The following is a 22,803-nucleotide window of genomic DNA, read 5'->3' on the forward strand; positions in this document are numbered from 1 at the left end:
TCCCTTTACGTGGGCTGGCCCCGTGCATCCGTCGCGCTGCATTGCAGCATGCAGATGTCGGCCCGCCCAGTTTTTCATCCCATCGCTGAACGTCCATAACGCGCCTCTTTGGGCGGGCTAGAGCAGCGACCTGTTTGCATTCTCATGTTGCGGACGTGGTATAACGCACCGAATCAATGAAAGGGTTAGTGCTACAGGTCAGCGTCGCAAGACGCAAACCGTTCACATTTTATCCTTTCAAAACAAAAAGATATCGGAGACCTACCATGGCGAAGAAAAAGAAAATCGTTGTTAAAATCGGATCTAGTCTACTGGCAAACAGCGAAAAACTGACCCTGCGCTATGCTTTCTTGAACGGATTATTGAGCGATCTTGCCCAACTTCAAAAAGAAGGTCACGACATTATTCTGACGTCCTCTGGGTCAGTGGCGCTTGGGTTGAATATGGTCGGTAAACGGCCCGAAGATGCGGGCATTTTGGACAAGCAGGCGGCCGCCGCCTGTGGGCAGCCGCTCTTGATGAATGCCTATCGTCAGGTCGCCTCCGAGCATGACATGGAAGTCGCGCAAATGCTGGTGACGGTCGAGGACATGGAAGAGCGGCGCCGCTTCCTAAACATCAAAAACACCATGCTGCGGTTGTTTGAAAACGACATCATGCCGATCATCAACGAAAACGATTCCGTCGCGACGCGTGACTTGCGGGTGGGGGACAACGACCGTCTTTCTGCCAAAGTGGCCCAAATGGTTCAGGCCGATCTTCTGGTCATCCTCACCAGTGTCGAGGGGCTTTATGACCGTGATCCTTCCGATCCAGATGCCGTGTTCATCTCGGAAATTGAGGATGTCACCGAGCATCTAGAGTCCACCACTGGTATTAGTGCATTGGGCAGCGGCGGCATGTTAACCAAAATGCAGGCTGCCAACATGGCACAGAACGCAGGTGTTGAAACAATCATCGCCGAAGGGATTATTGAGCGGCCTGTCTCCTCTGTCCTGAAAAACGAGCGTCGCTATACACGCTGTCTTGTAACTGGCGAGAAGGCCTCGCCGCTCAAAGTTTGGCTCAGCAACCGTCTGCAGGTCGCAGGGACGCTGGTTATCTCAAACGAAGTGGCAGCCGCGGTAATTGCCGGTGACTGTGGGATCACCCGCAGCGACGTGATTTCGATCCAAGGCGATTTCACCAAGGGCGATGTGCTGCACGTCTACACCGAAGACGGGGATGAGGTGGCCCGTGGCCTCACGAACTTCTCGTCCGAGGAAACCATGCTGGTGGCCCGCCATTTGGATATGCCCGTCGAGGACCTGATTGGGTACAAGACCAAAAGTGACATCATCGCGGCAGAAAACATACTGGTTCTCGAAGAAAACCATCTCCAGCATGATGCGCCCGAGGATGACCAGAAAATCGTCGTGCAATTGTAACCCTTAGGGCTATTTAGACATAGAATTGGGCGTGGCATTGGGTTGCCGCGCCTTTTTGCTGCCAAACAGGCCTATCCCTTGGAGCCGAATTCGAACCACGCTCTTTCCTTAGGTGTGAGAAACTCCTTCATTTTGGCGTCATACAAAGACAAGTTTTCGGCGCTCAGAATACCTTCCCACTTATTGCTCGTACCGCTTTCAAAAAACTGGGCGTTGTCTTTCCAAATCCCTCTGTCGGCAGACGGCGCAAATTTGTCCGCATTCTTTTTCATGCTAGAGAAGGTCGCGGCCTCCACAATGGCGTCAATCAAATCGTCGTCATCGTTGCACTCCAATATTTCCGACAAATTCGAGACCGCCCCCCTAAGGTCGCGGACCATATCTGCATAGTGAAACATGTGAATGTTGGCGCACGCATGCCCGTTGTGGAAACTTTTGAAGTGAAGGGCCAATCCTTCGAGGGATTCCCCGCCATTTTGCAACGGTGAAAACGGGGTTTCCACAAAGGTTCGAAAGCCTTCGTTGATATCGTCTGCGATAAATTTATCTAGGGTGCCGTTGGCCATATTTTTGATGTGGTTTTGCGCCGAAAAAACAACATCGATCGGATGCCGGTGCACCGACAAATAGGTGCAATTCTTGTCGTAAGTTATGCCATCCAGCGGCGTGTGGGTCTTGATATAACGGCGATGCTCCTGTGCCTTCAGGGTGTCCATCAATTCTTTTTCGTCGTTGAATTTACTGTCCAACCATTTCGAAATCGTGCCAATGCCCGGATTTACATCAGGGTCGCCAAATATCAACATACCACATATCGACTGCATCCATGTCGTGCCGCTTTTTGGGGGGGTGCAGACAAAGACATCGTCGGGGCGGTTTTCAAAACGCGACCATATATCCGAATTGCTCACATCGGAGTTGTAAACTTGGCTTGGACCTGGAAACTGATCACGCATTTCTCAATCCTCTTTTTAGACAAACAAATCAGGAATTCAAAATCATCGAGGCCGCAATTGCGCCCTATATACCCGAAATCGGGTGAATTGTCACAGCTTAACAACGGTGAGCAATCGACGTGATGAAATAAATTTCAGTTTACGCGTTTATTCCCACCCTTCGTTGACGAATCGAGGTGCGGGCGGGCAAATGGCTTACCAAAATAAATTTTGGTACATGAAATTTCTTGCCGACACGGTGTATTTCATGTCAACCTAGTGGTCATTTGGCCATTTTGCCTTGGGAGGGGATAATATGAAGAGAATGAGTACAAAAGGTTTGATCGTTTCAGGTGTAATGGCGCTCTGTGCCTCTACATCGTCTGTGTCAGCAGAAGGTACATTGGCCTGCGAACCCGGCGAAACCTATATCATGAACGTGATGGTTTCGAGCCACCCTTATTGGGTCCCTGTCTATCAAGGCTTCAAACAAGCCGCAGCAGCGTTTGGTTGTGATACGGTTTTCTCAGGCACACCAGACTACGATATCGCCAAACAAATCGCGTCGTTTGAGCAGGATATGGTAAAGGCTCCCGCCGGTATTCTTGTGCATCCCATGCAGTCTGACCCGTTCATCGAACCTATCAACCGTGCGATCGAAAACGGCACTCAAGTTGCGACATTCGCCGCGGATTCACCCAAATCAAACCGCACCGCCTATATTACGTCTGACAACCTTGCCGAAGCCAAATTCGCGGCAGAAGAAATCGTCAGCCAAATTGGTGCCGAGGCTGAATATGCAGTGCTTGAAAACCCAGGCCAATCCAACCACGATTTACGGGTAACAGCGCTTATTTCCTATATGGAAGAGCACTATCCCGACATGAAATTGGTCGGTCGTCAGGCAACCAACCAAGACAGCAACGCGGCCTATCGTGCCACGGCGTCCATCGTGCAAGCCAACCCAAATCTCGGCGCGATCTGGATCCCTGAAGCGGGCTCCGCAGAAGGCGCAGTTGCGGCGATCCTAGAAGCCAAAGCCGATGTCTTGATTATGCATGCCGATGTTACCCCAGCCACGCTGGAACACATCAAAGCGGGCAACATCCACATGGCGCTCAACCCAAATCAAGGCATGCAGGGTTTCATGGGTTTTATGGGTGTATTTTTGGCCGCACATGACGGTGTGTTCGATCCGTTCAACGATTACAAAACGTCGGGCTTCAATCCCGTGCAAATTCCCTTCGTTGACAACGGATTTGCTGTGATCACCCAAGAAAACGCCGACAGCTTTGACTTGAATGTCTACATGGAAGGTCGCGATCCGAAGTAATTCGGACTGCACTTTCTATTGGTGGCGCCGGAAAACAACGGGCCTCTGGCGCCACCCCCTTAAATCCAACTCAGGTAGTAGCAAATTCCATGACCGAAGAACTGCTTCTTAAAATCTCAAATGTCACCAAGTCTTTCGGGCCAATACGGGCTTTGAAGGGCGTGAATTTCGACCTGCGCAAGGGTGAAATTCATGCATTGGCGGGCGAGAACGGCGCTGGGAAGTCGACATTGATGAACATCATCGATGGGATCCTACAGCCAGACAGCGGCGAAATCCTGATTGACGGAAAAGCCGAAATAATTACGTCGCCAACACGTGCGCAACAACTCGGTATCGGGTTTGTGCATCAGGAAATTGCCCTCTGTCCCGATGTAAATGTCGCCGAGAATATTTTCATGTCTGCCACGAATATGAGTTCGTCTTTTTTGATGAATTACAAAGAGTTGCACGACAAAGCTGACAAAGTGCTTTCACAACTTTGTACGATATCGCCCTCGACAATGGTGCGGGACCTGTCGATTTCAAACCAACAGCTGGTGGAAATTGCCAAGGCGCTGACACTGGATTGTCGGGTTCTAATTCTGGATGAACCCACTGCCGCGTTGACCGAAAAAGAAGCGCAAATTCTGTTTGGAATTATGCGCAAACTTGCAGATCAGGGCATTGCTATTGTCTATATCTCGCATCGCATGGTCGAAATTTTCGACAATTGCGACCGCGTCACTGTCTTTCGCGACGGGGAGTTCATTGAGACCCGAAATGTCGCCGAAATTACACCCGGAGACGTGGTGAATGCCATGGTTGGACGGGTGATTGATACGCTCTATCCAGAGAAATTAGCCCCCGAGGAGGCCACAGACGAGATCATTCTTGATGTGCAAAACCTGTCGGATGGGAAGCGCTTTTTTGATGTGAACTTCCAACTCAAGAAGGGTGAGATCCTCGGGATCGGCGGGCTAATTGGGGCAGGACGCAGCGAAATTGCCAAGGGCGTTTGCCGTTTGGAAACCGAAGTGACGGGCGAAACGACGCTCAAATCTGCCCCGCTTAAACCAAAGGATTATCGCGAGAGCATCGAGGCGGGCGTGGTCTATCTTTCTGAAGACCGCAAAGGCGACGGAATTTTCCTTGATATGGCGATCTCGGCCAATGTCTCGGCACTCAATTTGACGCAAGTGGCCACGCCAGCTGGTATCATCAGTGTGCCCGCAGAAGAAAAACAAGCAGCCGCCTTGGGCAAGAAACTCAACCTGAAATACGGCCGATTGAGCGATCCAGTTTCCTCGCTTTCGGGGGGAAATCAACAAAAAGTGGCCATCGCCAAAATGCTGTCTGTCGACCCACGTCTGATCTTTTTAGACGAGCCAACGCGCGGCGTGGATGTGGGTGCAAAAGTAGAGATACACGCCATTCTGCGCGGTTTGGCGCGGTCGGGCGTCGGGATTGTTGTCATTTCATCGGAACTGCCGGAGCTGATTGGCCTTTGTGATCGGGTGATGGTTGTGCGCGAGGGCCGTATCAGCGGCGAAGTCACGGGCGACGAATTGACGGAAAAAAAAATCATGCGCTTAGCCTCTGTTTTAGACGCAAGCAGCTTGAACGAAAATAAGGGAAAATGACGGTGAAAACTTCCACATTAACAGAAACAGATATGCCTGTTACCCACGGTTTCTTGGGGCGGATGTTGCGCATGCGGGAAACCGGCCTGATCGGAATTATCCTCGTTATGTTTGTGGTGATGTCCTTTGCGTCGCCCTATTTCCTGACGTGGATTAACATGCGGGCCATGGTGATGGCCTTCGCCGTTGAGGGGATTGTGGTCATCGGTATGACCATTCTGTTGATTTCCGGCGGTATCGATCTTTCGGTCGGATCGGTCACGGCGCTAGCGATGGTTGTTGCGGGCTGGCTGTTCTTGGCGGGGGTTGATCCTTGGGTGGCCTCGGCGATTGCGATTGCGGTTTGTACCGGCATTGGCGCGATTATGGGGTTCTTTGTGACCCGCGTCGGTTTGCACCATTTCATTGTTTCGCTTGCGGTTATGGTGATTGCGCGCGGCGTGTGTTTGCTGGGCACGGGGGGGCGTCCGCTTGGCTTGTTCACCTTGCCGCCAGAGTTCAAATTCATCGGGCAGGGGTCTATTGGACCGATACCGTTAGTGATCATTATCTTCGTTATCACAGTGATTGTGTTTGATTATCTTTTGCGGCGCACAACTTTGTTTCGCAAGGTGTTTTACACCGGAAGCAACGAACGCGCCGCCGCCTATTCGGGCATTCGCACCAAGAAAGTGGTGTTCCTGACAACGACCCTTTGTTCCGCCCTATGTGGTGTTGCGGGTATCATTTATATGTCGCGCTTTGGGTCGGCCCAGCCCACATTCGGACTTGGAATGGAGCTGAATGTGATCGCTGCTGCTGTCATCGGGGGGGCCAGTCTTAACGGCGGCACAGGCTCCATTTTGGGCGCTATTCTGGGGGTGGTCTTGCTTTCGGTCGTGTCCAGTTCCCTGGCGCTTTTGGATGTGTCGGTCTATTGGCAGGACATTATTCGCGGCTCGATCCTGTTGGTCGCAGTCACCCTCGATCACTATATGAACAAAAACCGCAAACATTAGGAGCGTAGATTATGAATGCCTCTAGTCCCAATTATGAAACTGCGCGCCAAATCCAAGCGGTCCTTGTGCTTCATTTTATCGAAGGGCTCAAGCAATCCGAAATTGCAGCGCGCTTTAATCTCTCGACGTCAAAAGTGAACCGATTGATCGCGCAGGGCCGCAAAATGGGTATGGTTAAAATCGACATCGAAAGCCGGTTTCAACATTTGATTGACTATGAAAATCGCTTGATTGCCTCGACCTGTTTGACGGGCGCTGTAATCACCCCCACGGCCTCGGGAAATCCCGATACGACCTTGCAACAAGTGGGGCGTGCTGCGGCCAATCTCTTGCTTGAAACCGTGCGTGATGGCGATGTGATTGCGATTACTGGCGGGAAGGCCGTGAGTGCGGTCATCAACAATCTATTGCCGGATACGTTGCGCGATGTGACGGTGGTGCCGCTGACGGGTGGGGTGCAGGGAAAATATTTCACCGATGTGAACCACCTTGCAACGAAAATGGCAGAACGACTTGGCGGCAAGGCCATGTTGGTGCACGCTCCCTTGTTTGCAGAGACCCGCGGCCAGCGGGACATGATCTTGGAAATTGGCCCTGTGAAGGATGTTTTTGATCTGGCACGCAGGGCAGATGTGGCCCTTTTAGGGGTCGGTTCCATGGAGCCTGCGGGATCGAGCTACTATGACTTGAACCCGGTTCCCGAAGCAGATCGAAAAATGCTTGTCGGCGTTGGAGTCGCGGCGGAATTGATGGCGCATCTCATTCGCGACAACGGCGAGGTTGCCGATTACCCGCTCAATAACCGCCTCGTGGCGCTCAACCCAAACGATCTCGCAGGATGTGGCCGCACGATCGGTGTCGCCTCGGGACAGGAAAAAGCGCGGCCTATTCGCGCGGCGCTTAACGGTGGTTATCTCGATGCTTTGGTCATGGATGAAGAAACCGCTTTAACAGTTTTAAATAATGAAAAGAGATCAGACAATGTTGCATGATATGCTGACGCGAACCCTTGGGAAAAGTGGCATTGAGGCCTCGGCGATTGGCCTTGGCACATGGGCAATCGGCGGCTGGATGTGGGGCGGAACGGACGAAGCCAAATCCATTGCAGCCATTCATGCGTCGATTGACGAGGGCGTGAGCCTGATCGACACGGCCCCCGCTTACGGGCAGGGCGTGGCCGAAGATATCGTTGGAAAGGCCATCGAAACACGGCGCGACAAAGTCGTTCTTGTTACCAAATGTGGCCTCGTTTGGCACACGCAAAAGGGCAACCATTTCTTTGATATCGACAGTACGCCGGTACATCGTTACTTGGGCAAGGATGCCATTATCTATGAGGTAGAACAAAGCCTTACGCGTTTACGCACCGATTATATCGACCATTACATCACCCATTGGCAAGATCCGACAACGCCCATTGACGAGACGATGGAAGCGCTGGAACTCTTGAAAAAGCAGGGCAAAATTCGCTCTATTGGAGCAAGCAACACCAGTCCGGAAGACGTAAACGCCTATATTGCGGCGGGGCAGCTTGATAGCATCCAAGAAGAATACAGCATGGTGCAACGTGGCATCGAAAAAACCCTGTTGCCGATTGCGCGCGAGAATGGCGTATCGGTTTTGAGTTACTCGTCGCTCGCCTTGGGGCTTTTGTCGGGAAAAATGACGCCGGATCGTCAGTTTGAAGGCGATGACCAGCGCAAGGACAATCCACGGTTCTCGCAAGATAACCGCAAGAAAATCAAAGCATTGATGGATGACATTACACCGATTGCAGAGCACCACGACGCCACGCTTGCCCAAACCGTGATTGCTTGGACGCTCCAACAGCCCGGCATCACGTTCTCTCTTTGCGGCGCACGAAATGTCGAACAAGCCCGTGAAAATGCAAACGCCGGACGCCTGCGCCTAAGTGCGTCGGATTTAACAACCATTAATACTGCCGCTGACCAACATTTACAAAACCTAGACGCATAAACCGCCTGCTACGTGCAAACTAAATGATGCCGGAACCTGTTTCGGTAAACGGAGAAGTTATGTCTTTTCAACGCCAAGATAGCAAAAACGCATTGGCCCAAAACCCGGATTTTGACGTCATTATTCTGGGTGGTGGTATCAATGGCATCGGAGTTTTTCGCGATCTTGCGTTGCAGGGGCTTCGGGTGCTTTTGGTTGAGCGGAACGATTTTTGCTCGGGGTGCAGTGCGGCGCCGTCGCGGATGATCCACGGCGGCTTGCGCTATCTTGAAAACGGAGAATTCAACCTCGTTCAGGAATCCATCACGGAACGGGATGCCTTACTGCGCAACGCGCCGCATTACGTGCGGCCGTTACCCACCACCATTCCGATCACGTCGTGGTTCACCGGAACGATGAACGCCGCGACCTCATTTCTGGGCGGTTCTGGCCAACCCTCACGGCGCGGCGCCTTGCCGATCAAACTTGGCCTGTCGCTCTATGATTGGGTGACGCGCAAAAACCGTACGCTGCCGAAGCATCAATTTCACAGCGCTAAAACCACCCGCAAAGAGCGCCCGTGGTTGATGCAGGGTTTGCGGTGTTCGGCCACATTTTATGATGCATGGATAAGCCATCCGGAACGGCTTGGTTTGGAGTTGATCCAAGACGCCCGTGCGGCAAACCCGAACGCCATCGCACTCAATTACGCGGAATTATCCCCGTCAGAGGGTGGGTTTACGGTCAAAGATAATTTGGGCTCCGAGCGTTTTCAAATCACGGGCCGTGCTTTGGTGAACGCCACGGGAGCATGGCTCGATCAGACAATCGCCGCTCTCGATCCAGAGGCACGCACCAAAGAGCCGCTGGTTTCAGGCACCAAAGGGTCGCATTTAATCCTCGATAATCCAGATCTTATGACAGCTCTTGATGGCCATATGATCTATTTTGAGAACGAAGATGGTCGGGTTTGCATCGTGTTTCCCTACCTTGGCAAAGTCCTTGCGGGATCGACTGATATTCGTGTGGATGAACCCGTACGCGTGCGATGTTCGCCCAAGGAACGCGACTATATTCTGGCTTCCCTCGCGCGGGTTTTCCCCCATCTTAATGTCTCCAAAGACCAAATCGCCTTTAGTTATAGCGGCATACGCCCATTGCCAAAAAGCACCCAAGATTTCACCGGACGCATTTCGCGTGGCCATGCGACGAAACGTTTGGATGGCCTCATTCCGCAATTCTGTATGGTGGGTGGAAAATGGACAACCTTTCGCGCGTTTGCCGAGCAGACAACCGATGACGTTCTTACGGAACTCGGAGCCACGCGCACCGTTTCAACCCGTAATTTAGCCATTGGTGGGGGCAAAGGTTGTGCCGATGCACAGGACGAACCCGCGCAGGCCTTGGCACGAAAAACCCTTGTCGGGGAATACAAAATCACACCCGAACGTGCCGCACATTTGGCGGCCTCTTATGGGACGGGGGCGCGCAAAATACTGGAATACTGTGACCAATATCCGAACGATGCACCCCTTGTCGTAGGCTCAAATTACACCCACGGCGAAATCGCCTATCTCGCGGAACACGAGTTCGTGGTCACATTGGCCGATGTCGTATTGCGGCGTACGGTTTTGGCGATCACAGGACAGATCAGTTCAGAGATTATCGACCAAATTAGCGAAATTTTGGCGCAGCACCTTGAGTGGTCGCCCAAAGAAACATCCCACCAGCGCGCGGCGCTTCTCACGGAGCTAGACGACTTTCACGATGTGTCGCCACTCGTTCTGGACAACCGAAACAACACAAGGAAATGAACATGAGACCAAATACAAAAGCCCGTATGAACCGTTTGTTCACCCATGGTGGATGCCTTGACGTGGCCATTGATCACGGCGTGTGCAATGAGCCCAGTTTTATGGTCGGGCTTGAGGATATGCCTGCGGTTATGAATGCCCTGATCGCCGCCAAACCCGATGCGATCCAATGCGCTTATGGGCAGGCCGATTTGCTGCAAGCGCGTCCGGAAAAAGACAAACCCGCATTGGTGATGCGGATCGATATGGGCAACCCCTATAACGATCAACGCCACAGTGTCATGTGGTCGATGCTTCAGAATGCCGACGAGCCGATCATTGGCGCGTTGCAGATGGACGCCGCGGCCGTGGTGGTCAATTTGTTCATGTTGCCCGATGAGCCGGAATTGTTCCGCCAATGCATTGAAAACATTAGCCGTGTTCGGGCCTCCTGCGAAAAATACGGCATGCCTCTGATGATTGAACCCTTGGTGATGTTGCCCAACGACGTGCATGGCGGCTATCAAGTGGATGGCGATGCGGAAAAAATCGTGACCTTGACGCGACTTGCCTCTGAGATGGGGGCTGACATCATCAAAGCCGATCCAACGGCAAATCCCGAAGATTTCCATCGCGTTGTTGAAGCAGCACGGGTTCCGGTATTGGTGCGCGGCGGCGGCAAAGAGGACCTCAAAAAGGTTCTGGAAAAATCGGCGGCCATCGTGGCGCAGGGGGCCAAAGGCATGGTCTATGGCCGCAATATTTATCAACATGACAACCCAAAAACCGTGGTTGCGGCCTTGATGGCAATCATCCACAATAGTGCGAGCGGCGAAGAAGCCTGGGATGTGTATAACAATGGCTGAGACATCAAAATATGTGCTGGGACTGGACGCTGGGAACACGGTGATCAAGGCGGTTTTGTTTGACCTGAAGGGCAATCAAATCGCGCTTTGTGCGCTGGACGGGCATTCAACCACACCAGAGCCAGGACATGTCGAGCGTGATTTGAACGAACTCTGGGCCAATGCACAGCAGGCCATTCGGGGCTGTATTGACAAAGCTGGGATTTCGCCTGAGCAAATTGTCGGGGTTGGCTGTGCGGGGCATGGCAACGGGCTTTATCTTTTGGATCAAGAAGGCGCGCCCCTGATTGGGATTCAGTCCCTCGACACGCGGGCCGCAGGTTTGGCGACGGAATTATCGCAACAGGTTGGGGCGCAATTGCACGCGTTGTGTTTGCAGAAACCTTGGCCGTCGCAAACGCCCACATTGTTGGCGTGGGTGAAGCAGAACCAGCCAGATGTTTATGCACGTATTGGCACCGTTTTGCTGTGTAAAGATTTCATCACCTACAAATTAACGGGACGGCGGGTGAGCGATCAATCCGACATGAGTGGCGCAGGCCTCACGCGGATGCCAGAATGCTGCTACGACGATGAATTGCTTGCGCTTTATGGTCTTTCGGATGCACGCAATTTACTGCCGGACCTGTTGGAATCCTCGGACATCGTTGGCGGCCTTTCGGACGCCGCCGCCAGCACCACCGGATTGGCGGCGGGGACTCCGGTGATTGCAGGGTATTTCGATGTGGTTTCGAGCGCGCTGGGATCAGGAGTTGTAACGGCGGGCGAGGCCTCGATCATCGTGGGAACGTGGGGCGTCAATCAGGTATTCTCCAAGGAACCCGTTCGCGACGACAGTGTTTTCATGGTGACAGGATTTGGGCCAGAACGCTTTGTTAATATCGAGTCCAGCGCCACTTCGGCGGCTAATTTGGAATGGTACGTACGCGAATTTGTGGAACGTGGTGGGCACCATGACGCCCCCTTTGATTTTTGTAACGATCGCTTGGGCGAGGTCACACCGCGCCTTGATGATCCGTTTTATCATCCCTTTTTATATGGCGCGCGCTTGGGCGCGGATTACCGTGCAGGATTTTACGGCCTTGCAGGATGGCACACCGAAGGCAACATGCTGCGCGCCTTGTTTGAGGGTGTGATGTTTGAACATAAACGCCACATTTCCGTGCTTAAAAAGGCCGGTGCCAGCTTTAATCACGCGGTTTTGTCTGGCGGCGGGGCACGCAGCCCCCATTGGCCACAGATGTTTTCCGACTGTCTAAATGTGCCGATTACCGTTGCCCAAGCACAAGAAACAGGCGCGTTAGGCGCGGCCATCGGCGCGGGCGTAGCCACTGGCAATTTTCCCGATTATGAGGCCGCGGTGAGCGCAATGACTCGGCCTGCAAGAAACTACAAACCCGACCCAAGCAAACGGGATTTTTACGAAAAACGCTATGCGGCATGGCTTGATCTGACCGAGCGCATGCGTGGATTTTGGAGCAATCTTAATGACGCAAGTTGAGACCCTAGACGGCACCTATGACTACATTATCGTCGGGGCGGGAACGGCGGGATGCGTATTGGCAAACCGATTGACAGAAAACCCGAAAACGCGCGTTTTGTTGATTGAGGCTGGTGGAAATGACAATTACCACTGGGTGAAAATTCCTGTTGGGTATCTGTATTGTATTGGTAATCCGCGCACCGATTGGATGATGAAAACCGCGAAAGAGGCGGGGTTGAACGGCCGGTCGCTGGTCTATCCGCGCGGCAAGGTTTTGGGCGGCTGTACCTCCGTTAACGGCATGATTTACATGCGCGGGCAGGCGGCCGATTACGATCATTGGCGACAGCTTGGCAATGTCGGTTGGGGCTGGGATGACGTCCTGCCGCTGTTTAAAAAATCCGAAGATCACCATGCGGGCACGACGAATGTTCATACCTCTGGCGGCGAGTGGAAAGTCTCCAAGCAACGCCTAAGTTGGGACATATTGAACGCAGTTCAAGAAGGGGCAAAACAGTTTGGGATCATGCCGCGGGACGATTTCAACGATGGCAATAACGAGGGGTCTGGGTTCTTTGAGGTCAATCAAAAGAACGGCGTGCGCTGGAGTACGGCACGCGGTTTTTTGCGGCCTGCGATGAAGCGCCCGAATTTGCGGTTGATGACTCATGCGCATACCGAACATCTCATTCTTGAGGGCAAGTCGGTCAAAGGTATTCGCTTTACGTGCAAGGGCAAAACCTTTGACGCGCGATGTACGGCGGAGGTTTTGCTGGCAGCAGGCGCGATCAACTCGCCCAAAATCCTTGAACATTCAGGGATTGGCCAGCCAGAGCGCCTCATGGATCTCGGGATCACGCCACAACACGAGAGCAATGGTGTCGGTGAAAACCTGCAAGATCACTTGCAAATCCGCACCGTTTACAAAGTCAAAAATGCCAAAACATTGAACACTATGGCCAATTCCCTCGTCGGAAAAGCCAAGATGGGGATTCAATATTTAGCTACCCAAACGGGCCCCTTGTCTATGGCCCCCAGCCAGTTTGGCATGTTCAGTAAATCTTCGACGTCGCTCGAAACGCCAGACTTGGAGTATCACGTGCAACCCCTGTCGACGGACAAGCTCGGCGACCCGTTACACCCGTTCCCCGCGATCACCATGTCGGTCTGTAATTTGCGCCCCGAAAGCGTGGGAAGTTGCCATATTACGACCGCTGACACCGAACTGCACCCTGATATCCGCCCCAATTATCTCTCCGCCGATCAGGACAAACGCGTGGCGATCACCTCGATCCGACAAGCGCGCGAAATCATGACAGCGACAGCGCTTGAGCCTTATAAACCCAACGAGATTTTGCCGGGACCTGCGTATCAAAGCGACGCTGAATTGTTGGAACAGGCGGGAAATATTGCGACCACGATTTTCCATCCGGTTGGCACCTGTAAAATGGGAAGCGACCCGATGGCTGTTGTCGGCGCCGACCTTCGCGTCCACGGATTGCAAGGGCTGCGGGTGATTGATGCGTCCATTATGCCGAAAATCGTGTCGGGAAATACCGCGTCTCCGGTTGTGATGATTGCGGAAAAAGCCGCGCAGATGATCTTGGCCGAAACGCGCCCGTAACCCTTCGGGCAAAACATAAGAATGTGGGGCCGCGTGACGGCGCGCCGCTCCGCGGATTAGATCCGCTCAACGGACTCGCGCTCAACCAAGGCGCAATCCATCCGCATGATGGTGTTTTTGGGCGGCCTTACCTTTTTATTGGCTTCAATATATTCCACGGCCCAAGCGCCCATGGTGCGATGGGGAAGATTGACGGTGCTGAGAGGGGGGTGGAGGTGACGTGCAATTTCCTCGTCGTCATATCCCATCACGGAAATGTCCTGTGGAATTTTAAGCCCCTCTTCCTTCAAGGCCTCATAACATCCGATCGCCATCCGATCATTTTGACAGAAAATGGCCGTGGGCCGATCTTTGAGTGCAAGAAGCTGCATCGTCGCGGCATAGCCAGAACTGGGCGTCCAGTTTCCATGCACGATGAGGCCTTTGTCGAACGTAATATTTTCCTCAGCAAGGGCACGTTTATAGCCCTTTTGCCGGTCTCGCGTGGCTTCCATCCACACCTCACCGGTAATCATTCCGATGCGCTTGTGCCCATGTTCAAGCAGGTGGCGAGTCGCGCGGAAACCGCCAATGGATTCGTCGGGAATAACGGCGGGAAGTCGGTGATCTTGGGAGTAGCAATTCAACAGAACAACTGGGATAGGCAGATCGAGTAAACACGCTGGTATTTCGATTTTCCGCGTGAAAATGGTCATGTAGATCAGACCGGAAATTCCCGTATCGACGAGGGTACGAACGGTTTTTTCCTCAAGTTCTTGATCGTGCATAGTTTGGCCAGACAACAGAATTTGACCATTGTTCCAACAGGCCTGTCGGGCGGCATCAATGGCAATGACAGCTTCTGGGCTGGTTGCGAGCTGATCGACAATAAAACCAACGGCCAGAGTCGCGCTTTGGGCCACATTCGCGTCCGATTTCTGATGGACAAACTTTGTCGAGGAATAGCCAAGCCGGATTGCCGCCTCGATGACGCGTTTGCGTGTGTCTGCGGAAATTTTTACACCCGGTGCGTTTTTAAGAACAAAAGAAACCGTTGCCTGCGAACAGCCCGCCTCATTTGCGACATCCGTCATGGTGAGGCGTCGCGCAGTTTTTGGAGTGGGGGTGATATGCTGCGCCGGTTGGTCTTTCCCGATATTTCCCGCCTTAGCCATACTATTTCCATTCCAAAATTGGCGTGCATGTTATTAGGTGTCATGCTGGTTACACAACCTTTACCGATGATTCAATGGAACGCAATAAATTTTTATAAATTGCTGTTGACTAATAATTATTAATAACACAAATTACCGCCAGTGGCCTTGCCACGCAATCTCGGGAGGAGACTCATTATGACTATTTCACGCAGAAAACTTCTGCTTGCTTCATCGGCCGCAGCCGCCGCAGCGGCGTTCTCGCGCGCCGCCATCGCAGCCGGTCCTACATTGGCAGTTAAAGACACATACAAGGTTGGTTTTGCCCAAACGGAAAGCAATAACCCATGGCGTTTGGCGCAAACCAACTCGATGAAAGCCGAAGCGGAGGCGCGTGGCTGGCAATTGGTTTATACGGATGCGGCAGGGTCTGCGGCCAAGCAGGTGTCCGATGTTAATTCCATGATCGCACAGGGCGTTGACCTTATTTTCCTCGCCCCACGTGAGGAAATCCCCCTCATTCCGGCAATCATGTCAGCCAAAAATGCGGGCATCCCCGTAATCCTGTTGGATCGCAATGTTGACCAATCGCTCGCTGTCGCTGGCGATGACTATGTGACATTCATTGGCTCAGACTTCATCGAAGAAGGTCGCCGCGTTGCGGAGTGGCTCGTCGCCAACAACGATGGAAAAACCAAAATCATCGAGCTGGAAGGGACCGCTGGTTCGTCCCCTGCGAATGATCGTAAATTCGGGTTCGACACCTATATTGCCGAGCATCCAGACTTTGAAATCGTCGCATCTCAAACAGGCGATTTTGCGCGCGACAAAGGCCGCCAAGTTGCCGAAACGCTGCTTCAAGCCAATCCGGACGCCAATGTTATTTATGCGCATAACGATGAGATGGCCATTGGGGCGATCTCGGCCGTTGAGGCGGCAGGCAAAGTGGCGGGCAAGGATGTTATGATCCTTTCGATTGATGGTGGACGTGAAATCATCCAGCTGATCATCGACGGAAAAGTAGCGGCCTGTTGCGAGTGTAACCCACGATTTGGTCCAACAGCCTTCGACACGGCCGTCGCCTTTGCACAGGGGTCGGATATTCCGGTAAAAATCATCAATCCCGATAATTTTTATGACATTTCGAATGCTGCTGAACTGATCGACACGGCCTACTAGAGGTCCTCTCATAGCAGACGTGTCTACATAATAGCCCGGATTTTCTGGGCTATTATGGACGTCTGCCTCGGGCAATATCCAAATTACTTTTCGCCGTCCGCCGTTCTGAGGTTTGCGACGAATTGCAATTCAAAAATAGATTGGCAAAGAATGAAAGAGACACCTCTTTTATCGATTGAAAACCTGCATAAAAGGTTTGGCGGCACGATCGCGCTAAATGGCGCATCCCTTCAGGTCGGCGCGGGTGAGGTTCATGCCCTAATTGGCCAAAATGGCGCCGGAAAATCGACCCTCATTAAGATCCTGACAGGCTATATTACAAAAGACGAAGGGGACGTGCATTTCGCGGGTAAACCGTTTGAAGTGAATGCGCCCAAGGCGGCGCAGAACGCTGGAATCAGTACGATTTATCAAGAAATTAATCTGGTACCCTCCCTTTCCGTGACTGAAAATATATGTCTTGGGCGCGAAATGCGCCGCTATGGTGCCCTTGATTGGCCCGCAATGCACAAAGAGGCCGAGCGCTTATTGGCCCGTTTTTCAATGAAGGTTGATGTGCGGCGGCAGTTGTCGGATTTCAGCACGGCGTCACAACAAATGATCGCAATTGCGCGGGCGATTGGGTTTTCTGCCCAGTTGGTCATTATGGATGAGCCGACCTCTTCCTTGGACGAACGCGAAGCGGCGGTGCTGTTTGATGTGATCCGAAGCCTCAAAGCCGAGGGCGTCTCGGTTGTCTTTGTGAGCCATAAACTCGACGAACTTTACGAGGTGTGTGACCGCGTGACAATCATGCGCGATGGAAAAACAATCCGCGCCTGTAACTTGGATGAAATCGACAAACTTGAGCTTGTCTCCACAATGCTCGGTAAAGAAATCAGTCGCAGCAGCGGACGGATTACAGCTTTTGATAACGAGCACGCGCATTCGGCCGGAACCAAACTTCTAGAAGCGCAGGGCTTGAGTGATGGCCTTCATGTTCGCGATGTGAGTTTCTCTGTGCGCAGCGGCGAAATCGTAGGATTTGCAGGCTTGCTTGGGGCAGGGCGCACAGAGACAGCCAAACTGCTTTTTGGGGCACATCCCCCTTCCGCAGGGCACATGGAATTTGACGGCAAAAACTTCGCGCCCAACTCGCCCGCCGAGGCGATTGCCGCAGGTATTGGGTTTTGCACCGAAGATCGCAAAATCGAAGGGATTGTGCCGGATTTAAGCATTGCCGAAAACATGATGCTTGCCCTCATGCCAAAGCTTGCGCGAGCGGGCATTGTGGATGAGAAAAAGCAGGCGCAAATCGTCGATGGGTTGATCAAAAGCCTTGGGATCAAATGCGCAGGGCCACACCAAAAAATTCGCGAACTGTCGGGTGGGAACCAGCAAAAAGTTCTCCTTGGTCGCTGGTTGGCCATGTCGCCACGCCTCCTTATTCTCGATGAACCAACGCGCGGCATTGATGTCGGCGCGAAAGCGGAAATACAAAAACTGGTAAACAAACTGGCAGACGATGGGCTGGCTGTGTTGATGATTTCTTCGGAATTAGAAGAGGTTACCGAAGGCGCCGACCGCGTTTACGTTTTGCGGGAAGGCCTGTCAGTTGCCGAGCTTACCAACGGAGAAATCAATGAAGATCGAGTCCTCGCCGCGATGGCGCATGGCACGTCTGAAAGGGCCACGGCCAATGTCTGAACGCCAAGTCTATGCCTTTTTGGATCGCTACGCGACGCTAATTATTCTGGGATTCTTGATCCTTTTGAACATCGCGATCACGCCCAATTTCCTCTCGCTACAAACCTTAAACGTGAACCTGACACAGGTTTGCACCATTGTAATCGTCGCCGTCGGGATGACGCTTGTGATCGCAACGGGCGGGATTGACCTTTCTGTGGGGTCACTCATGGCGATCTCTGGCGCGCTCGCGCCGATGATTTTCATGGGTACAATACTAGGAATTGAACCCGTATGGCTCGCGGTCACCGTGGCGATTATTATCTCGGTCGGGGTCGCAGGTTTGCTTGGCGCGTTTAACGGCTGGCTTGTTGCCAAATTCGACATTCAACCCATTGTGGCAACACTGGTTTTGTTCATTGCAGGCCGCGGAATTGCGCAAGTGATGACCAACGGAAACCTACAAGTTTTCCATGTGCCAGAATTTCAATTCATTGGCCTTGGGCGTGTGTTTGGTCTGCCATTTCAGGCAATCATCATGGCTGTGATTGTGATTGGGGCCGCTTGGATGTTTCGCCGCACGGTGTTTGGTCGGCAAATTCTGGCCGTCGGCGGCAACCAAAATGCTGCTGTGCTTTCGGGTGTGCCCGTGAGCCGTGTGAAAATCGCGGTCTATACAATCAGTGGCCTTCTCTCTGGAATAGCGGGCCTCATTGTCATCGCCATCAATTCGGCATCAGATGCCAACCTCGTTGGAATGGGCATGGAGCTTGACGCAATTGCTGCAGTTGCCGTGGGCGGGACTCTCCTGAGTGGGGGCCGCGCGAGCATCTGGGGCACGTTGCTGGGCGCGATGACAATTCAAATTGTACGATACACACTACTTGCAAATGGCGTTCCGGATGCCGCAGCGATGGTGGTTAAAGCGGCGATTATTATTGCAGCTGTCTGGCTCCAAAGAAAGGCACGGACATCATGAGAAACAAGTCAATTTTAAGCGGGTTAATGAACAATTACGGTGTTGTTTTGGCCCTTGCGGTGATTATCCTTTTCGGCTGGCTGCGCTATGATAATTTTTTGGGAACCTTCAATGTGATGAGCGTACTGCGGTATAACTCCATGTTTGCATTGATTTCTTTGGGTATGTGCTTTGTCATTATGACGGGCGGCATTGACCTTTCGGTAGGGGCAACGGCCGCGATGTCGAGCGTCGTAGCCGCCCACGCCAGTCATTACGGCCTTATGCCGGGGCTTTTGGCGGGTTTTGGCGCGGGAGTAATCGTTGGGGTGATTAACGGGCTGATCGTGACGCGGCTGCAAATCATGCCATTCGTGGCGACACTTGCGACAATGCTGGCCGCAGGTGGTATGGCGCTTTTGCTGGCGGGAAATCAATCAATCCCCGCGTCCTATGCCACCAGTTTTACGTGGCTCGGACAGGGCAACATTCTTGGGTTTCCTGTGCCCGCCCTCATTGCCGTCCTCGCGTTTATTGCAGGATCATATGTGCTGAATTTCACCAGTGCAGGGCGCACCGTTTTGGCCATTGGTGGCAACGAAGATGCCGCGCAACTTATGGGGCTTCCGGTCAACAAAATCCTGATGCTGACCTATGTCGCCTGTGGTGCTTTGGCAGGCCTCGCGGGGGTCATTTTGGCAGCACAATTCGGCGCGGGACAACCTATTGAGGGCAAGGGCTGGGAGCTTTTCGCAATCGCCGCCGTCGTTGTTGGGGGCACATTGCTCACCGGCGGCGCGGGTTCTGTCGGCGCAACGCTCGCGGGGGTTTTGTTGATGGGGGTTTTATTCACGATCCTGAATTTTGAAAACGGCAAAGGCTGGATTTCCCTTTCGGCCTATTGGCAGTCGGTTGTGCGGGGGCTTTTTCTCCTCGTCGTTATCATGTTGCAAGCGCGTTTGGCCCGAAAAAGGTCTGTGGGTGCCACCGTGTCAGCGGCGTGAAAGGGCGACTTCAATGGATCAGATAAACACGCGAGCATGCGCATTGCCCCAACCAAAACTGGTAGGGGAGTTTAACGGGGAACTTGTTCACGAAATCACTCTAACGGGGCCAGACGGATCGTCCTGCCGCATTTTAACATGGGGTGCCGTAATCGCGGATTTGCGTGTCAAAATGCCAGATGGACCGCTGCAATCTGTTGTTCTTGGCTTCGAGAAATTTGAAGATTATCCAAAGTATTCGCCCTATTTTGGGGCCGTTGTCGGAAGATACGCAAATCGTATTTCCGGCGGCGGGTTTACCCTCGACGGTCAACGCTACACACTCGATCAAAACGAAGGTCCTAACACCTGTTTGCATGGCGGCGCTGGAGGCCTCTCCCAACGGGTCTGGACAATTGACGCGTACAGCAAAGAGAGCGTTACACTGGGTCTCCACTCGCCTGATGGCGATCAAGGATTCCCCGGAGCGCTGGACGTAAAATGCACATATACTCTATCAGAATCTGCTATTTTATCGCTTGAATTCAATGCCGTATCGACACAGAGCACTATTGTGAACCTATCCCAGCATAGCTATTTCAACCTCGACGGTTCTGGCAGCATTTCCGATCACCGCCTAACCGTTTTTGCCGATCGAATTACCCCTGTCGACAGTGCGCTCATCCCATCTGGAGAGTCCCTGAATGTCCAAGGAACACCCTTTGATTTTATGACGCCAAGGCCAGTTAGTGCGCCACAATGTCCAATGGATTTAGACCACAATTTCATCCTTACACGACCAGAAAATCTCCCTGTTACTCAAGGGTCGCTGGCGGCGATCCTTGAAACTCAAAAAACAGGCCTCACAATGCAAATCTACACCACAAAGCCTGGGTTGCAGGTTTATGACGGACATCAACTCAAGGTGCCAATTGTCGGCCTCAACGGGCAAAAATACGGGCCGCGTTCTGGTATATGCCTTGAGCCACAGTTTTTTCCAGACAGCCCAAATCAACCCGCGTTCCCATCGGCCCAACTTGCTGCAGGGGAGATTTACGCGCATTCAATTGAGTATCGTTTTAGCTGCATCTGAGCGTAACGGTAAGCAACCAAAACAAGCCGGCGCAAACTCATATTTTTCCTAATAAATACAGCGCGTTGCGGCGCGAAATCAATCTAACTACGCCACAAAAAAGCAGGCCCCGTTTTGCGAGGCCTGCTGTCGTGTCACTTAGAAAGATGTGGACTATTGGCTTCCAGGAGAACCCGCAGTCACTGCTTCCATCACACGTTCAAGACTGAAGCTTCCCGGTTTTTGGCGCGGTGGGAACTCTGCAAAGCTTTGCAGCCATTCGCCAACATAGGCCGCAGCGGGCGCAATAATATACATATGCTCGACCCACCAACGTTGATAACCCATCGCATCTTCGGCTTCTGCGCGTTCAAACGGATCCATGCGAAGATTGGTAATTGAAGGTGCACGAAGCACTTCAAATGGGGATGTCCAAACTTTAAACCCTTCGGCATTTTGACGCAGGAAGGTGATTTTCCAGTTGTTGTAGCGCAACGCCGCAACCGAACCATCATCGGTCCAGTAAAGGAAATTATCCCGTGGCCATTCGCCTTCGCCCTTAAGGCCAGGGATCAGGTTATACCCATCAATATGGACTTTATACTCGCGGCCAATGGCTTGTACGCCGCCCGCAAGCAGGTCTTCTACAACAGTTGGGTTACCCGCTGCCGCAAGGAAGGTTGGCAGCATGTCTTCGTGGGCTACGATGTCGTTGATTACTGTGCCGGGTTCAATCACGCCAGGCCAGCGGATCACAGTTGGAACGCGGTAGCCGCCTTCCCATTGTGTGTTTTTCTCGCCTTTGAACATTGTTGTGCCGCCATCGGGCCACGTGAATGTTTCGGCGCCATTATCGGTGGAATACATGACGATTGTATTGTCGGCGATGCCGAGTTCATCAACCTTATCAAGAAGTTCGCCAACCATTCCGTCATGCTCAACCATACCGTCCGCATAGACGCCAAGTCCGGTCACTCCAACAGAGGACTCCTTGAGGTGGGTGAAAATATGCATGCGTGTCGCGTTCCACCACAAGAAGAACGGTTTGTCCTGTGCAACGGCACGGTCCATAAAGTCGATCGCAGCGGCGGTTATTTCCTCGTCCACGGTCTCCATACGTTTTTTGGAGAGGGGGCCGGTATCTTCGATTGTGCCATCCGCAGAGGATTTAATCACCCCACGTGGGCCAAATTTTTCCCGGAATTCCGCGTCTTTGGGATAATCGACGTTCTCGGGTTCTTCTTCGGCATTCAGGTGGTAAAGGTTGCCGTAGAATTCATCAAAACCATTGTTGGTCGGCAGCATTTCATCGCGGTCGCCGAGGTGATTTTTACCGAACTGACCGGTCATATAACCCAAGGGTTTGAGCAGGCCTGCGATGGTTGGATCGTCGATCATCATCCCTTCAGGAGCACCGGGAAGGCCAACTTTGGTCAAGCCAGTGCGCATGGGTGACTGTCCGGTAATGAACGCTGCGCGCCCCGCGGTACAGCTTTGTTGACCGTACCAATCGGTAAACAAGGCGCCTTCTGCGGCGATGCGGTCGATGTTGGGCGTCCGATAGCCCATCATGCCATTGTTGTAGGCGCTGATGTTAAACTGGCCGATGTCGTCGCCCCAAATAACGAGGATATTTGGCTTGTCTTGCGCATGCGCGGCAAGGCTGGCCACAGCGAAAATACTTGCCGAAAATAATAAGTTCACGGTTTTCATTCTAAGGTTTCCTTTGTCAAAATTTTAGTGCGTTTTTACCAAGGTTCAAAAACGCTCAATATG

At 52.6% G+C, this 22,803-nt stretch carries 18 protein-coding genes; 15 read left to right on the forward strand and 3 right to left on the reverse strand.

Annotation, left to right across the window (positions count from 1 at the left end):
• The first annotated feature begins 266 nt into the window (after positions 1 to 266).
• Complete coding sequence (proB, locus tag AB9F29_RS10570) at positions 267 to 1,427, forward strand: glutamate 5-kinase (protein WP_039003646.1); 1,161 nt, start codon at positions 267 to 269, stop codon at positions 1,425 to 1,427.
• Between the two features lie 71 nt (positions 1,428 to 1,498).
• On the opposite strand, the gene AB9F29_RS10575 is transcribed toward proB, so the two are convergent.
• Positions 1,499 to 2,383, reverse strand: coding sequence for a sulfotransferase domain-containing protein (locus AB9F29_RS10575; protein WP_369755656.1), 885 nt, complete (start codon positions 2,381 to 2,383; stop codon positions 1,499 to 1,501).
• Between the two features lie 295 nt (positions 2,384 to 2,678).
• Between AB9F29_RS10575 and AB9F29_RS10580 the strand changes: the two genes are divergently transcribed.
• The 9 genes from AB9F29_RS10580 (at position 2,679) to AB9F29_RS10620 (ending at position 14,037) form a co-directional block, all read left to right on the forward strand.
• Positions 2,679 to 3,695, forward strand: a complete 1,017-nt coding sequence (locus tag AB9F29_RS10580; RefSeq protein WP_039003648.1) for a substrate-binding domain-containing protein — start codon at positions 2,679 to 2,681, stop codon at positions 3,693 to 3,695.
• Positions 3,696 to 3,784: 89 nt separating this feature from the next.
• Positions 3,785 to 5,317, forward strand: a complete 1,533-nt coding sequence (locus AB9F29_RS10585) for a sugar ABC transporter ATP-binding protein (RefSeq protein WP_369755658.1) — start codon at positions 3,785 to 3,787, stop codon at positions 5,315 to 5,317.
• Positions 5,318 to 5,319: 2 nt separating this feature from the next.
• Complete coding sequence (locus AB9F29_RS10590) at positions 5,320 to 6,315, forward strand: ABC transporter permease (protein ID WP_369755659.1); 996 nt, start codon at positions 5,320 to 5,322, stop codon at positions 6,313 to 6,315.
• An 11-nt stretch (positions 6,316 to 6,326) separates the two neighbouring features.
• Positions 6,327 to 7,307 (forward strand): sugar-binding transcriptional regulator, encoded by a 981-nt coding sequence (locus AB9F29_RS10595; protein ID WP_369755661.1) that lies wholly within the window; start codon positions 6,327 to 6,329, stop codon positions 7,305 to 7,307.
• Positions 7,297 to 8,292 carry an aldo/keto reductase gene (locus tag AB9F29_RS10600; protein WP_369755663.1) on the forward strand — a complete coding sequence of 332 codons (996 nt, stop codon included), beginning with the start codon at positions 7,297 to 7,299 and terminating at the stop codon, positions 8,290 to 8,292. The genes AB9F29_RS10595 and AB9F29_RS10600 overlap by 11 nt, the downstream gene beginning before the upstream one ends.
• Before the next feature lie 59 nt (positions 8,293 to 8,351).
• Entirely contained in the window at positions 8,352 to 10,085 is a 1,734-nt protein-coding gene (locus AB9F29_RS10605) for a glycerol-3-phosphate dehydrogenase/oxidase (RefSeq protein ID WP_369755665.1), read from the forward strand.
• Positions 10,086 to 10,087: 2 nt separating this feature from the next.
• A complete protein-coding gene (locus AB9F29_RS10610; protein WP_369755666.1) occupies positions 10,088 to 10,930 on the forward strand; it encodes a class I fructose-bisphosphate aldolase in 843 nt (280 codons plus the stop codon).
• The gene (locus AB9F29_RS10615; RefSeq protein WP_369755668.1) at positions 10,923 to 12,431 is read left to right on the forward strand and encodes an FGGY-family carbohydrate kinase; all 1,509 of its coding nucleotides are present in this window, start codon (positions 10,923 to 10,925) and stop codon (positions 12,429 to 12,431) included. The genes AB9F29_RS10610 and AB9F29_RS10615 overlap by 8 nt, the downstream gene beginning before the upstream one ends.
• The gene (locus AB9F29_RS10620; protein ID WP_369755669.1) at positions 12,418 to 14,037 is read left to right on the forward strand and encodes a GMC family oxidoreductase; all 1,620 of its coding nucleotides are present in this window, start codon (positions 12,418 to 12,420) and stop codon (positions 14,035 to 14,037) included. The genes AB9F29_RS10615 and AB9F29_RS10620 overlap by 14 nt, the downstream gene beginning before the upstream one ends.
• A 56-nt stretch (positions 14,038 to 14,093) precedes the next feature.
• Here AB9F29_RS10620 and AB9F29_RS10625 read toward each other — a convergent pair whose 3' ends face one another.
• Positions 14,094 to 15,191, reverse strand: coding sequence for a LacI family DNA-binding transcriptional regulator (locus AB9F29_RS10625; protein WP_369755670.1), 1,098 nt, complete (start codon positions 15,189 to 15,191; stop codon positions 14,094 to 14,096).
• Between the two features lie 177 nt (positions 15,192 to 15,368).
• On the opposite strand from AB9F29_RS10625, the gene AB9F29_RS10630 reads away from it, so the two are divergent.
• The 5 genes from AB9F29_RS10630 to AB9F29_RS10650 all read left to right on the forward strand — a co-directional run bounded on the left by AB9F29_RS10630 (position 15,369) and on the right by AB9F29_RS10650 (position 21,048).
• Positions 15,369 to 16,349 (forward strand): ABC transporter substrate-binding protein, encoded by a 981-nt coding sequence (locus AB9F29_RS10630; protein ID WP_369755671.1) that lies wholly within the window; start codon positions 15,369 to 15,371, stop codon positions 16,347 to 16,349.
• 150 nt (positions 16,350 to 16,499) lie between these two features.
• The gene (locus AB9F29_RS10635; protein ID WP_369755672.1) at positions 16,500 to 18,035 is read left to right on the forward strand and encodes a sugar ABC transporter ATP-binding protein; all 1,536 of its coding nucleotides are present in this window, start codon (positions 16,500 to 16,502) and stop codon (positions 18,033 to 18,035) included.
• Positions 18,028 to 18,993 carry an ABC transporter permease gene (locus tag AB9F29_RS10640; RefSeq protein ID WP_369755673.1) on the forward strand — a complete coding sequence of 322 codons (966 nt, stop codon included), beginning with the start codon at positions 18,028 to 18,030 and terminating at the stop codon, positions 18,991 to 18,993. The genes AB9F29_RS10635 and AB9F29_RS10640 overlap by 8 nt, the downstream gene beginning before the upstream one ends.
• A complete protein-coding gene (locus AB9F29_RS10645) occupies positions 18,990 to 19,976 on the forward strand; it encodes an ABC transporter permease (protein ID WP_335585586.1) in 987 nt (328 codons plus the stop codon). The genes AB9F29_RS10640 and AB9F29_RS10645 overlap by 4 nt, the downstream gene beginning before the upstream one ends.
• A gap of 13 nt (positions 19,977 to 19,989) precedes the next feature.
• Complete coding sequence (locus AB9F29_RS10650) at positions 19,990 to 21,048, forward strand: aldose epimerase family protein (RefSeq protein ID WP_369755674.1); 1,059 nt, start codon at positions 19,990 to 19,992, stop codon at positions 21,046 to 21,048.
• Between the two features lie 153 nt (positions 21,049 to 21,201).
• Here AB9F29_RS10650 and AB9F29_RS10655 read toward each other — a convergent pair whose 3' ends face one another.
• On the reverse strand, positions 21,202 to 22,740 hold the full coding sequence (locus AB9F29_RS10655; RefSeq protein WP_369755675.1) for an arylsulfatase: 1,539 nt from the start codon (positions 22,738 to 22,740) through the stop codon (positions 21,202 to 21,204).
• Positions 22,741 to 22,803: the final 63 nt, after the last annotated feature.

Source organism: Falsihalocynthiibacter sp. S25ZX9, assembly GCF_041205405.1.
Classification (GTDB): Bacteria; Pseudomonadota; Alphaproteobacteria; order Rhodobacterales; family Rhodobacteraceae; genus Falsihalocynthiibacter; species Falsihalocynthiibacter arcticus.